Raw genomic sequence first — 12,788 nt, forward strand, 5'->3', positions numbered from 1 at the left:
AGGTCACAGGTTCAAATCCTGTCCCCGCATCCAAGATCAAATCATTCCGCTGAACCCCGCCCGGCCCCCAAGCCAGGCGGGGTTTCTTCGTTTGCGCAACAGTCCACTCCGCTCGCTCGACCTCGACCTCTGACCGGCGCATGCTGGCGGCCTTGCAGGAGAGCCGCATGACCATCGATGCCCTCGCCGCGCTCTGGACCGGCCAGGGCCTCGATCCCGCGGCGCTGTCGCGCCTTGTCATGACGGGCGAGGATCCGGCGCTGCCGTCCTCCTTCGCCATCGGCAGCCTGGCGGCGTCCAGCATCGGCGCCGTGGCGCTCGCCGCCGCCGAGATCCACCGCGCCCGCGGCGGCCCGGCCCAGGACATCGCCATCGACCGCCACGATGCCGCCATCGAATTCCGCTCGGAACGCTATCTGCGGCTGGGCGACGGCCCGGCCTCGGAGCTCTGGGACGCCATCGCCGGCCTCTATCGCTGCGGCGAGGGCTGGGTGCGGCTGCACACCAATTTTCCGCATCACCGCGACGGCATCCTGCGGCTGCTGGACGTGCCGCATGACAAGGCGGCGGTGGCCGCTGCCCTGGCCAGGCGCGACCCCCTGCAGTTCGAGCAGGAGGCTGCCGAAGCCGGGCTGGTCGTCGCGGCGCTGCGCGACACCGCCAGCTGGGATGCCTCGCCCGCAGGGCAGGCGCTGGCCGCCGAGCCGCTGGTCGCCGTCACCCGCATCGGCGACGCGCCGCCAAGGCCGCTGCCGCTCGGGCCCCGCCCGCTTTCCGGCCTGCGCGCGTTGGAGCTGACCCGGATCATCGCCGGCCCCGTCGCCGGCCGGCTGCTGACCGCGCATGGCGCCGAGGTGCTGCATCTCTCCGCCCCGCATCTGCCGCAGGTGCAGCCGCTGGTGGTCGACAGCGGCCGCGGCAAGCGCAGCGCCTCGCTCGACCTGCGCGAGCCCGGCGACCTCGACCGCTTCCACGATCTCGCCGCCGGCGCCGATATTGTTCTCCAGTCTTACCGGCCGGGCACGCTGGAACGGCGCGGACTCGGCGCCGGGGACATGGCCCGGCGCCATCCCGGCATCATCCATGCCTCGCTCTCGGCCTATGGCTTCGAGGGGCCCTGGGCACCACGGCGCGGCTTCGACAGCCTGGTGCAGACCGCAACCGGCATCAACCTGGCCGAGGCCGCCGCCGCGGGCAGCGACACGCCGCGCCCGCTGCCGGCCCAGGCGCTCGACCATGCCGGCGGCAGTCTCCTGGCCTTCGGCATCCTGGTGGCGGCGCTGCGGCGGATGACCGAGGGCGGTTCCTGGCGGGTGCGCGTCTCGCTGGCCCGCACCGGCCTCTGGCTGCGCAGCCTGCCGCGCCTGCCGGACGGCTTCGACCGGCCCGACCCCGGCTATGACGACGTGCAGGACCGGATGGAGGATGTCGACAGCCCCTATGGCCGCCTGCGGCTGACCCGGCATGCGGCGCGGCTCGCGGCGACGCCGGCCCATTGGGCGACGCCGCCGGTGCCGCTGGGCAGCCATCCGGCGGCCTGGAGCTAGTCCCCCCGCCGCGCCGCCTCGATCAGCGCAGTGCGCAGCGGCGGCGGCAGCCGGTCGAGCTCCGCCTGCATCTGCCGCAGCGCCCGGCGCAGGCCATGCAGCTGGTCCAGCAGGCCGAGCGCCACGTCCACGCCGGCCTCGTTGACGCCGAGCTCCTCGGTCAGCGCCTGGATCAGTGCGATGCGCGCCAGCTCGGCCTCGTCCGGCGCCGTGTCGCGGCCGATCCAGCCTTCGGCGACCCAGGCCTCCAGCCGCGCCTCGCCCAGCCCGGCCTGGAGAAAGATCGTGCGACGCGGCATCACCCCCTCCCTTTCCGCGGGTCGTAGCCCCGCCCGGCCCAGCCGCGCAGGAAGTCTTCCAACGCCGCGTCCGGCTGCTCCGGCAGCACCAGCGCCAGCGTGGCATAGAGGTCGCCGCGGCTGCCATCGGCGCGCGGCACGCCGCGGCCGCGCACCCGCAGACGGCTGCCGGCATTGCTGCCCGGCGGCACGCTCAGCATCACCGCGCCCGCCGGGGTCGGCACCTCGACCTTGCCGCCCAGCACCGCCTCGGGGATCGAGACCGGCAGGTCCAGCAGGATGTCGTCGCCCTCCCGGGTGAAGCGCGGATGCGGGGCCACCGACAGGGTGACCAGCAGGTCGCCCGGCGGGCCGCCTCCCCAGCCCGGCGCGCCCTTGCCGCGCAGCCGCAGCACCTGGCCATCGGCCGAGCCCGGCGGCACCACCACATCGACCGCACCGTCCGGCAGGCCGAGCCGGCGCGTCGTGCCGTTCACCGCCTCCAGGAAGTCGATCCGCAGCTCGCCGGCCAGGTCATGGCCCTTCACCCGCATGCCGGCGCGGCGGCCGCCGCGGCTAAAGAATTCCGACAGCACGTCGTCATCATCGGCGAAATCGGCGAAGCCCGAGTCGGAGGCGTAGCTGTCGCGCGCACTGCCGGCATGGTCGCGCCAGCGCCGCTGGGTCGGGCGCTCCTGGCCGCTGGCATCGATCTCGCCGCGGTCGAAGCGCGCCCGCTTCTCGGCATCCGACAGCAGGTCATGCGCCGCCGAGATCTGCTTGAAGCGTTCCTCCGCCGTCTTGTCGCCGGGGTTCAGGTCGGGGTGCAGCTTGCGCGCCAGCTTGCGATAGGCGCGCTTGATGTCGTCCGCCGAGGCGTCGCGCCCGACGCCGAGCCGGGCATAGGGATCGTCGCTCATGCCGCCGCCTGTCCTCCCGCCTTCTGGCGCGCCCAGGCGGCGATCTGCCCGGCGGCCAGCGCCCCGGCCTGGCGCGCCACCTCCCGCCCGCCGCGGAACAGCAGCAGGGCGGGGATGCCGGTGATGTTGAGCGACTGGGCCAGCGCCGGGGCTTCCTCGGTCGAGACCTTGGCCAGGCGGAACTGCGGCTCCAGGCTGCGCGCGGCCGCCTCGAACTGTGGCGCCATGGCGCGGCAGGGGCCGCACCAGCTGGCCCAGAAATCCACCAGCAGCGGCACGCCGTCATGCGCCAGGTGGCGGCGGAAGCCGGCCTCGTCCAGCGCCAGGGGGCGGCCTTCGAAGACCGGCGCGTGGCAGGCGCCGCAGCGCGGTCCGGCGGCGAGGCGGGTTTCCGCCAGCCGGTTGATCGCCGAGCAATGCGGGCAGACCAGGGTGATCGGGGCGGCATCCATGCCAGGGGCTCCCTATCGCAAGCGCGACTGCTTAGATCGGCAGCCAGCATGGCGCCGGAAAGGGGTGTCTTGCCAGGGGGGCGGCATGGCGGGCATGCATTGCCTTGCGGGCCGTGCTTCATGATAATGCAAATCATTCTCGATTGAGCCTGCCGCGGGAGATGCCGATGCCGACCGAAACCCCCTCCGCCGCGGCCGATGCGGTGCTGGACAGCCTGACCGCCCGCCGCTCGATCGGCCTGCTGCAATCGCCGGCGCCCGAGGGCGGGGACCTGGAAAAAATCCTGCAGACCGCCATGTCGGCGCCGGACCACGGCAAGCTGCGGCCCTGGCGCTATGTGCTGATCCGCGGCGCGGCGCGGATGGCCTTCCTGCAGGTCATCACCGAGGCGATGCGCGCGCGCGACCCCGAGGTGACCGAGGCGATGCTGGAGAAGCAGCGCGCCCGCATCCACCGCACGCCGCTGATCATCGCAGTCGGCGCCGCCATCCAGGCCGGGCACAAGATCCCCGAGGTCGAGCAGGTCCTGACCGTCGGCGCCGGCGCCATGAACCTGCTGAACGCCTTCCATGCCAGCGGCTATGGCGCGGTCTGGCTGAGCGGCGCCAATGTCTATGACCCGGCGGTGTCGGCCGCGCTCGGCTTCGAGGCGTCCGAGCGCCTGCTGGGCTTCTTGTATGTCGGCACGCCGGTCGAGCCGGTTTCTCCGGCGCCGCCGCGCCCCGACGTCCAGAAGTTCACGCGGGACTGGCGCCCGGCCTGAGTCCCGCTCACCCCACCGGCCGGCTCATGATGACGCTGCGGTAGTTGGTGTGCGACCACTGCGCCGTCTCGACGGCGCGGTAGCCGCGGCTTGCATACCAGGCGACCAGGTGGGCCGCCGGCTCGGCGGTGTCGAGGGCGATCTCCGCCGCGCCCTCCGCCGCCGCCCGCGCCTCGGCCCAGCGCATCAGCCGGGCGCCCAGGCCGCGCGACTGCAGCCCGGGCTCGACGGCCAGCTGCGCCAGGCTGGCGACCCCGGCGCCGTCCAGCCAGGGGCTGCCGCCGGTGCGCGCCGCCGGGCGGTAGAGGATGCTGCCCACCAGCCGGTCCCCGTCATAGGCCAGCAGGCACTCGCCCTCCGCCACGCGGCGGGCGGTGACCTCGGGCGGCTGGTGCGTCGCCATGAAGCGCAGATCCATCGCCGCCAGCCTGGCATAGGCGCGGTGCAGCAGGGCGGTCAGCGGGGCGATCTCCGCCGCATCCGAGAATGGCCGCAGCAGCAGCCCGTCCAGCATCGTCATCGTCATCCACAGCCTTCTTCACGACCGACAGGCTGACGCGCCGCGCATCCCGACAGAAGAAAATCTTTCTTATGCGGCGCATCGGAATAAGCTGCGCTGATGCGCGCCCCCACCCTCCGCCAGCTCCGCACCTTCCTGTCGGTCATCGAGCAGGGCAGCGTCACCGAGGCGGCCCGCGTCCTGGGCCTGACCCAGCCGGCGGCCAGCCAGCAGCTGAGAGAATTGGAGCGCATCACCGGCACCCGCCTGCTGGAGCGCGCCGGCGGCCAGGTGCTGCCCACCCCGGCCGGCCAGGCGCTGCTGGAGCCCGCCCGCCGCGCCCAGGCCGCCGCTGAGGACGCGCTGGCCGCCACCGCGCCGCACCGGTCCGGCGAGACCGCCCTGGTGCGCATCGGCACCGGCGCCACCGCCTGCATCTTCTTCCTGCCCGCCGTGCTGGCGGCGGCACGCAAGGCGATGCCGGGGCTGCAGGTGACGGTGGCCATCGGCAACACCGCCGCGCTCGCCCCGCGGCTGCTGGCTGGAGAGCTCGATCTCGGCCTGCTGACCCTGCCGGCCGGGCCCGCCCGCGGCCTGTCCGTCACCCCGCTGCTCGAGGATCCTTTCATCGCGCTGCTGCCGGAGGCGATGGCCGGCACGAAGAAAAGCATCACCCCAGAGGCGCTGGCCGCCCTGCCGCTGATCCTGTTCGAGGCCGGCAGCCACACGCGCGCCATCGGCGATGCCTGGTTCCGCGCCGCCGGGCTGCAGCCGGCGCCGGCCATGGCGCTGGGCAGCGTCGAGGCGATCAAGCCGCTGGTCGGCGCTGGCCTCGGCGCCGCGCTGCTGCCCGGCATGGCGCTGCGCCCGCCGCCGCCTGGCACCCGCGCCCTGGCCCTGAAGCCGGCGCTGTCGCGGCAGATCGGCACCGTGCTGCGGCGGGAGAAGGTGATCGACCGCGGGCTGCGGCTGGTGCTGCAGGCGCTGGAGAAGGCCGCCCGGTAGGCTTGGCCGTTGCGATGCCGTATGAAGCCTTCGTCATCGCCCGGACAGGATCGCCCATGCTCCGCCTGCCTCTCGCTGCTGCCTTCGGCCTGCTGCTCGCCGGCTGCGCCACTCCTGCGCCGCCGCCGGCGGCCCGGGCGCCGCAGCCGGAATGCGTCTTCACCGACGCGGCGCTGGTGCCGCTGCAGGGGGCGAGCGGCCTAGCGGTGGCCGGCGCCATCAACGGGGAGACGCTGCGCTTCGACGTCAACACCGGGCTCGGCATCACCGCGCTGCTGCCGGGCGTCGCCAACCGGCTGGGCCTGCCGGCCGATCCGCGGCGGCAATCCAGCTTCGGCGACAGCGGCGGCGTGCCGCAGCGCAACCTGCTGGCCCGCAGCGTCACCGCCGCTGGCCAGGAATGGAGCGACCGCAGCCTGGCCGTGCGCAATTTCCGCAGCGAGGGCGATGCGCCCTTCGACGTCATGCTGGCCTCCGACCTGCTGCGCGAGACCGAGCTGGAATTCGACCTGCCCGGCCGCCGCCTCGGGCTGCACCGCCGGCAGGACTGCCAGGGCGGCGGCCCGGGCTGGACGCCGGCCGCCAGCCTGCCGGTGGTGCTGGCCGAGCACAATGTGCCGGTGCTGACCCTGCGGGTGAACGGCCAGCCGGCGCGCGCCGCGCTGCAGAGCGGCAACAACCGCACCATGCTGACCCGCCGCGCCGCCGAGCGGCTAGGCCTGCTGCGGGATGCGGTGCGCGGCAGCACGACGCGGGCCTCCGGCACCGCCTCCGAGACGGCGCGCGGCCAGGAATACATCATCCGCGAGCTCGCTCTCGGCGAGGTCGTGCTGCGCGACTTCCCCATCGTGGTGCTGCGCGATTCCGTCGGCTCGGAGGAGATGGTCCTCGGCTATGACTGGATGCGCGACCGGCGGGTCTGGCTGTCCTATGCCTCGCGCCGGCTGTTCATCGCGGCGCCCTGAGGCCGCTCGCGCAGGACTTGCAAAAAGGCGTCGCGGGCGGGGCTGGCGCGGTCCGGCATCCAGGCGACGCCCAGCATGGCCTCGGGCCGGGCAGGGGCGGCGGGTTCGGCCAGCGGGCGATAGACCACGCCGGGGCGGCGCAGCTGCGCCGTCCAGTCCGGCACCAGCGCGACGCCCAGGCCGGCCGCCACCAGGTTGACGATGGTCTGCTTCTCCGCCGCCTCCTGGCCCCCCTGCGGCAGCGCCAGCCCGGCGGCGGCGAAGGCATGCGCGACCAGGGCAAAGCTGTGCGGCCGGCTGCGCTGGGGCGGCAGGATCAGCGGCTCGGCGGCCAGCGCCGGCAGCGGGATGCGGCGGCGGTTGGCCAGGCGGTGCCCGCGCGGCAGGGCGGCCAGCAGCACCTCCTGGCGGATCGGCAGGAACTCCAGGCCGGCACTGGGCTGTGGCGGGCGGATGAAGATCAGCTCCAGCCGGCCGGCCGCCAGCATCGGCAGCAGCCGCGCCGATTTCTCCTCCCAGAGCCGGGTCTCGACCTGCGGATGCGCCTGGTGGAAGGCGTAGAGCAGCGGCGGCAGCAGGCCGGAGGCGGCGCTGTCGATGGCGCCGATGCGCAGGGGCTGGGTCTCGGCCCGGGCGGCGGCGCGGACGCGGGCGGCGGCCTCGGCCGCGCGGTCCAGCAGGGCGCGGGCATCGGGCAGCAGGGCCGCGCCGGCCGCGGTCAGCGCCACCTGCCGGGTCGAGCGGCGGAACAGCGGCGCGCCGAGCTCTTCTTCCAAGAGGCGCACGTGGCGGCCGAGCGCCGAGGGCAGCATGTGCAGCCGGGCGGCGGCGCGGCCGAAATGCAGCTCCTCGGCGACGGCGAGGAAGCAGCCGAGCTGGCGCAGCTCCATGGCGCGGACCCCCTGACGCAGCAGCATTATAGCGTTTTCTTGTATAATTCTATGCCTGCATCCAGGCGGCCGGGGCGGGTCTAGGCTGGTCGAAACAGCCAAGGACGCCAGGCTTCATGCGCAAGCACGCGATCGCCGCCATTCCCGCCGACGGCATCGGCCCCGAGGTCATTGCCGCTGGCCTGCAGGCGCTGGAAGCGCTGGCCCGCCGCAGCGGCGAGTTCGAGCTCAAGGTCGAGGTGTTTCCCTGGGGCTCCGACTACTACAAGGAGCACGGCGTGCTGATGCCGGAGGACGGGCTGGCGCGGCTGAAGGCTTTCGACGCCATCTATTTCGGCGCGGTCGGCGCGCCGGACGTGCCGGACCATGTGACGCTGTGGGGCCTGCGGCTGCCGATCTGCCAGGGCTTCGACCAGTATGCCAATGTCCGCCCGACCCGCATCCTGCCGGGCGTCACGCCCCCCTTGCGCGACTGCGGGCCGGGCGACCTGGACTGGGTGATCGTGCGCGAGAACTCCGAGGGTGAATATGCCGGCCATGGCGGCCGCGCGCATCGCGGCCTGCCGGAGGAGGTGGCGACCGAGACCGCCATCTTCACCCGCGTCGGCGTCACCCGGATCATGCGCTATGCCTTCCGCCTGGCGCAGTCGCGGCCGCGCAAGCTGCTGACGGTGGTGACCAAGTCGAACGCCCAGCGCTTCGGCATGGTGATGTGGGACGAGATCGCGGCCGAGGTGTCGAAGGACTTCCCCGACGTCACCTGGGACAAGATGCTGGTCGACGCCATGACCATGCGCATGGTCCTCAAGCCGCAGAGCATCGACACCGTCGTCGCCACCAACCTGCATGCCGATATTCTCTCGGACCTGGCGGCGGCGCTGGCGGGCAGCCTGGGTGTCGCGCCGACGGGGAACATCGACCCGGAGCGGCGCTTCCCCTCGATGTTCGAGCCGATCCATGGCTCGGCCTTCGACATCACGGGCAAGGGCATCGCCAACCCGATCGCCACCTTCTGGAGCGGCGCGCAGATGCTGGAGCATCTGGGCGAGGCCGAGGCGGCGAAGCGGCTGATGCGGGCGGTGGAAAAGGTCTCGGGCAGCGGGCTGGTGACGCCGGACCTGGGCGGCACGGCCACCACCCAGCAGGTGACGGACGCGGTCTGCGAGGCGATCCGCGCCGAGAATCTGTGACGGGCGCGGCGCGGGGTTTTCTGGCCCCGCGCCGTGCCGGCTGTGCTTTGCTGAGGAAATGAGGCGAGCCGGAAAACCGGCCGTCGACCAAGGAGGGTTCGTTCATGCCTGTCAGCCGTCGCGGCCTGGTGGCCGCCGCGCTCGCTTCCGGCGTCGCTCTGCCTGCGCTCGCCCAAACGGGCGATTTCCCCAACCGATCCATCACCATCACGGTGCCCTTCGCCGCCGGCGGCCCGACCGACGTGATCAGCCGGCTGGTGGCCGAGGGCATGTCACGCGACCTGGGCCAGCCGGTGGTGGTGGAGAACGTCACCGGCGCCGGCGGCACCATCGCCGCGGCGCGCGTCGCCCAGGCGCGGCCGGATGGCTACACGCTGCTGATGCACCATATCGGGCTGGCCAGCACCGCCACCCTGTACCGCAAGCTGCCCTTCAGCGTGCTGGAGAGCTTCGCGCCCCTCGGCCTGGCCTCCGACGCGGCGATGACGCTGGTGGCGCGGCCGGATTTCCCGGCGACCGACCTGGCGGGCTTCATGCGCGCGATCCGCGAGCAGGGCGACAAGCTGAACCTGGCGCATGCCGGCCTGGGGGGCGCCAACCAGCTGTGCGGAATGCTGCTGCAGCATGCGGCGGGGAAGGCGGTGACGACGGTGGTGTTCCGCGGCAGCGCGCCGGCGATCACCGACCTGATGGGCGGGCGGATCGACATCTTCTGCGACCAGGCCACCAACACCGCCAACTTCATCCGCGAGAACCGGATCAAGTCCTATGCGGTGACCAGCACCGGCCGCGTCTCCGGCCTGGAACTGCCGACGACGGCCGAGGCGGGCGAGCCGAGCATCGCGATGAGCACCTGGCATGGGCTTTATGCGCCGGCCGGGACGCCGGAGCCGGTGCAGCAGCGCTTGTCGGCCGCGTTGCGCGCCGCCTTGGGCGAGGCGCGGTTGAAGCAGCGCTTTGCCGATCTGCTGACCGAGCCGGCCTCGGCCGAGCGTGCCCGCCCTGAGTTCCACCGGAAGTTCCTGGCGGAGGAGGTGGCCCGCTGGCGCCCGATCATCGAGGCGGCGGGCCTGTATGCTGACTGATTGATGTGGGGGTCCGGGGGCATTCAATGCCCCCGGTTCTTCTCTTCCTTGAACCAGACGCCAGAGGCGATGCTGCCCGCCACCAAGGCGCCATAGACGACCAGCCCGGCCGCCAGCGCGACGAAGACCCAGTCCAGCGACCCGGTGATGGCGAAAGCCGCCCAGCCGCCGAGCACGGCGATGGCGAGCCGCAGCATGCCGGCGGCCAGCGGCCAGAACAGCTTCCCGGCGCCTTGCGAGGCGAAGTAGAGCGACAGGCCCAGGCCGAAGAAGCCATAGGCCGGGCCGACATGCTGCAGATATGTGGTGCCGGCCGCCAGCATGCGCGGGTCGCTGCCGAACAGGCCGAGCCAGGCCTCGGGGAAGAAGGCGGCGGCCAGGCCGAGGCTTTCCGTCACCACGAAGGCCAGGGCGCCGCCGGTCAGCGCGATGCGCAGTGCCCGGGCGCGCTGGCCGGCGCCGACATTGGTGCCGACCATGGCGACCAGCGGCGCGCCCAGGCCGAAGACCAGCGGCACCAGCAGGTATTCCAGCCGCGACCCGGTGCCGTAGCCGGCCACCGCATCCGCCCCGCCGGCGCGGGCGACCAGCGCCGTGGTCATGGCGACGGTCAGCGTGGTCTGCAGCGTGCTGAGGGAGGCGACCAGCCCGACCTTCAGGATATCGGCGAACAGCGGCCAGCGCAGCGGCGCCAGGCGGAAGCGCGCCAGGCTGCGGCCCGACAGCACCGCCCAGGCCAGCACCAGGGCGGTCAGGCCCGAGCCCGCCACCACCGCCCAGCCGGCGCCGGCGACGCCCAGCGCCGGGACGGGGCCCCAGCCGAAGATCAGCACCGGCGACAGCGGGATCAGCAACACGACGCCGGCGATGATGGCCACCGCTGGCAGCAGCATGTTGCCGCCGCCGCGCAGCACGCTGGCGAGCGCGCTGCCCAGCCAGACCAGGATGGAGAAGGCGAAGACCACGTCGGAATAGCGCATCGCCAGCTCGAGCGCGGCGCCGTCGCCGCCGAGCATCCGGTAGATGGCCTCGCCCTTGGTCAGGAACAGCGCGCTGGCGGCCAGGCCGAGCAGCCCGTTGATGACGAGGGCATGCAGCACCAGCGCATCGGCCTGGTCCTGGTGCCCCGCGCCCAGGGCGCGGGCGATCGCGGAGGAAATCCCGCCGCCCAGCGCGCCGTTGGACAGCATCTGCATCATCATGAAGCCGGGGAAGACCAGCGCCATGCCGGCCAGGGCGTCGCTGCCCAGATGGGCGACCCACCAGGTCTCGATCAGCCCGACCGAGGCCTGGGCCAGCATGACCAGGGTGCTGGGCCAAGCCAGGCGCAGCAGGGTCGGCAGGATCGGGCCGTGCAGCAGCAGCCGGGTGCGCGGGTTCATCGCCGGCGTGGCGGCAGGCGCGGGGATCGCCGTGGCGGCGGGGGTGAGAGCGTTCACGGTCTCAGTCCAGAAGCTCGATTGCGATGGCCGTGGCCTCGCCGCCGCCGATGCACAGCGCAGCCACGCCGCGCTTCAGCCCGTGGCGCTGCAGCGCGTGCAGCAGGGTGACGATCAGCCGCGCCCCGGTCGCGCCGATCGGATGGCCGAGCGCGCAGGCGCCGCCATGGATGTTCACCCGCTCGGGTGGCAGGCCGAGCGCGCCGATCGCCGCCATGGCGACCACGGCAAAGGCCTCGTTGATCTCGAAGAGGTCGACATCGTCGACCGTCCAGCCGGTGCGCCGCAGCAGCTTCCCGATGGCCGGGGCCGGGGCGGTGGTGAACCAGTCGGGCGCCTGGGCATGCGTCGCATGGCCGCGGAGGGCGGCGAGCACCGGCAGGCCGGCGGCCTCCGCCACCGAGCGGCGGGCCAGCAGCAGCGCCGCGGCGCCGTCGGCATTGGCGCTGCTGGCGGCAGCCGTGATGGTGCCGTCGGGCGCGAAGGCGGGCTTCAGGGTCGGGATGCGCTCGGGCTTCAGGCGCGGCGGGATCTCGTCGGCCGCGACATCGCCGACCGGCACCGTCTCGGCGGCGAAGGCCCCTTCGGCCAGGGCGGCCTGGGCGCGGCGCAGCGTCTCCATCGCATAGGCGTCCTGCGCCGCGCGGTCGAAGCCGTCGCGGCTGGCCAGCGCCTCGCCGAAGCTGCCCATGGAGCGGCCGGCGGCATAGGCATCCTCCAGCCCGTCCAGCAGCATGTGGTCGAGCAGCCGGGCATGGCCGGCGCGATAGCCGCCGCGCGCCCGGTCGAGCAGGTAGGGGGCGTTGGACATGCTCTCCATGCCGCCCGCCACCACCAGCCGGGCCGAGCCGGCCAGGATCGCGTCGTGCCCGAGCATCACCGCCTTCATGCCGGAGCCGCAGACCTTGTTCACCGTGGTGGCGCCGACCGCGTCGGGCAGCCCCGCTGCCCGGCCGGCCTGGCGCGCCGGCGCCTGGCCCTGGCCGGCCGGCAGCACGCAGCCCATCAGCAGCTCCTCCACCTGGTCCGGGGCGAGGGCGGCGCGCTGCAGCACCGCGCCGATCGCGGCTGCGCCCAGCTGCGGCGCCGGCACGCCGGCCAGCCCCCCCATGAAGCGGCCCAGCGGGGTGCGGGCGGCGGCGGCGATGACGACGGGATCCGGATCGGGTGGCATGGCAGGGCCTTTATTGATGGCGGACGTCATGATTATCGGTTCAGATGGCGCTCGTCATCAAAAAATCCCGCATGGCCGGCAGGGCGTGCTATGCGCCGGGCTTGAAGGAGTGAGGCCGATGAGGGTGTCGCGCGCGAAGGCGGCGGAGAACCGCGAGAAGATCCTGGAGGCCGCCGGCCGGCTGTTCCGCGAGCGCGGCCTGGCGGCGACCGGCGTCGACGCCCTGGCCGAGGCGGCGGGGCTGACGCATGGCAGCCTGTACAGCCAGTTCGGCTCGAAGGAGCGGCTGGCCGAGGCGGCGGTGGCGGCGATGATCGAGGCCCGCGCCGGCCGCACCCTGCCGCGGGACGGCGAGACGCCGCGCCAGGCGCTGCAGCGCTTCGCCGGGCGCTATCTGTCGGCCGCGCATCGCGACGCGCCGGGGAATGGTTGCGCCATCGCCGGGCTGGGCGGCGAGGTGCCGCGCCAGGGGGAGGGCTGTCCCTTCTACACATCTGACGCTGCCGACCAGCTTACGCGTGTCGCTCTACTTGGTCGCCGTTCCACTCCACCAAAACACCACCCCACACACTCCATCCCA

Annotated in this window: 14 protein-coding genes; 7 read left to right on the top strand and 7 right to left on the bottom strand. The window is 73.3% G+C overall.

Translation table 11 applies throughout. From position 1 onward, the window contains the following. Window positions 1-167 precede the first annotated feature (167 nt). Window positions 168-1,547, top strand: a complete 1,380-nt coding sequence (locus BKE38_RS24345; RefSeq protein ID WP_207553663.1) for a CoA transferase — start codon at window positions 168-170, stop codon at window positions 1,545-1,547. Here the strand turns inward: BKE38_RS24345 and BKE38_RS24350 are convergent. The 3 genes from BKE38_RS24350 to BKE38_RS24360 are packed head-to-tail and all read right to left on the bottom strand — an operon-like array spanning window position 1,544 to window position 3,197. Next, window positions 1,544-1,846, bottom strand: coding sequence for a chaperone modulator CbpM (locus tag BKE38_RS24350; protein WP_076959817.1), 303 nt, complete (start codon window positions 1,844-1,846; stop codon window positions 1,544-1,546). The genes BKE38_RS24345 and BKE38_RS24350 overlap by 4 nt on opposite strands. Then, complete coding sequence (locus BKE38_RS24355; protein ID WP_076959818.1) at window positions 1,846-2,745, bottom strand: DnaJ C-terminal domain-containing protein; 900 nt, start codon at window positions 2,743-2,745, stop codon at window positions 1,846-1,848. Before BKE38_RS24355 ends, BKE38_RS24350 begins: the two co-directional genes overlap by 1 nt. Then, a complete protein-coding gene (locus BKE38_RS24360) occupies window positions 2,742-3,197 on the bottom strand; it encodes a thioredoxin family protein (protein WP_076959819.1) in 456 nt (151 codons plus the stop codon). Before BKE38_RS24360 ends, BKE38_RS24355 begins: the two co-directional genes overlap by 4 nt. Before the next feature lie 167 nt (window positions 3,198-3,364). Between BKE38_RS24360 and BKE38_RS24365 the strand changes: the two genes are divergently transcribed. After that, on the top strand, window positions 3,365-3,961 hold the full coding sequence (locus BKE38_RS24365) for a nitroreductase family protein (RefSeq protein WP_106409297.1): 597 nt from the start codon (window positions 3,365-3,367) through the stop codon (window positions 3,959-3,961). Between the two features lie 7 nt (window positions 3,962-3,968). Here BKE38_RS24365 and BKE38_RS24370 read toward each other — a convergent pair whose 3' ends face one another. Then, window positions 3,969-4,487, bottom strand: coding sequence for a GNAT family N-acetyltransferase (locus BKE38_RS24370; protein WP_076959820.1), 519 nt, complete (start codon window positions 4,485-4,487; stop codon window positions 3,969-3,971). 93 nt (window positions 4,488-4,580) lie between these two features. Between BKE38_RS24370 and BKE38_RS24375 the strand changes: the two genes are divergently transcribed. Together BKE38_RS24375 and BKE38_RS24380 are read left to right on the top strand one after the other, a co-directional pair. Next, on the top strand, window positions 4,581-5,465 hold the full coding sequence (locus tag BKE38_RS24375; protein ID WP_076959821.1) for a LysR family transcriptional regulator: 885 nt from the start codon (window positions 4,581-4,583) through the stop codon (window positions 5,463-5,465). 56 nt (window positions 5,466-5,521) lie between these two features. After that, window positions 5,522-6,430 (top strand): aspartyl protease family protein, encoded by a 909-nt coding sequence (locus BKE38_RS24380; protein ID WP_076959822.1) that lies wholly within the window; start codon window positions 5,522-5,524, stop codon window positions 6,428-6,430. Here BKE38_RS24380 and BKE38_RS24385 read toward each other — a convergent pair. After that, on the bottom strand, window positions 6,394-7,347 hold the full coding sequence (locus BKE38_RS24385) for a LysR family transcriptional regulator (protein WP_278247645.1): 954 nt from the start codon (window positions 7,345-7,347) through the stop codon (window positions 6,394-6,396). The genes BKE38_RS24380 and BKE38_RS24385 overlap by 37 nt on opposite strands. Window positions 7,348-7,436: 89 nt before the next feature. Between BKE38_RS24385 and BKE38_RS24390 the strand changes: the two genes are divergently transcribed. Together BKE38_RS24390 and BKE38_RS24395 are read left to right on the top strand one after the other, a co-directional pair. Further along, on the top strand, window positions 7,437-8,510 hold the full coding sequence (locus BKE38_RS24390; protein WP_076959823.1) for a tartrate dehydrogenase: 1,074 nt from the start codon (window positions 7,437-7,439) through the stop codon (window positions 8,508-8,510). Between the two features lie 104 nt (window positions 8,511-8,614). Beyond that, window positions 8,615-9,595: a tripartite tricarboxylate transporter substrate-binding protein gene (locus BKE38_RS24395; protein WP_076959824.1), complete on the top strand. Its 981-nt coding sequence runs from the start codon at window positions 8,615-8,617 to the stop codon at window positions 9,593-9,595. Window positions 9,596-9,618: 23 nt separating this feature from the next. Here BKE38_RS24395 and BKE38_RS24400 read toward each other — a convergent pair whose 3' ends face one another. Both BKE38_RS24400 and BKE38_RS24405 read right to left on the bottom strand, forming a co-directional pair. Then, complete coding sequence (locus tag BKE38_RS24400) at window positions 9,619-11,034, bottom strand: MATE family efflux transporter (protein ID WP_207553664.1); 1,416 nt, start codon at window positions 11,032-11,034, stop codon at window positions 9,619-9,621. A gap of 4 nt (window positions 11,035-11,038) precedes the next feature. Next, on the bottom strand, window positions 11,039-12,208 hold the full coding sequence (locus tag BKE38_RS24405) for an acetyl-CoA C-acyltransferase (RefSeq protein WP_076959825.1): 1,170 nt from the start codon (window positions 12,206-12,208) through the stop codon (window positions 11,039-11,041). 118 nt (window positions 12,209-12,326) lie between these two features. Between BKE38_RS24405 and BKE38_RS24410 the strand changes: the two genes are divergently transcribed. Continuing rightward, on the top strand, window positions 12,327-12,788 hold a 462-nt coding region (locus BKE38_RS24410), incomplete at its 3' end, for a TetR/AcrR family transcriptional regulator (RefSeq protein ID WP_131829714.1).

It is taken from the genome of Teichococcus deserti, from assembly GCF_001982615.1.
Classification (GTDB): domain Bacteria; phylum Pseudomonadota; class Alphaproteobacteria; order Acetobacterales; family Acetobacteraceae; genus Pseudoroseomonas; species Pseudoroseomonas deserti.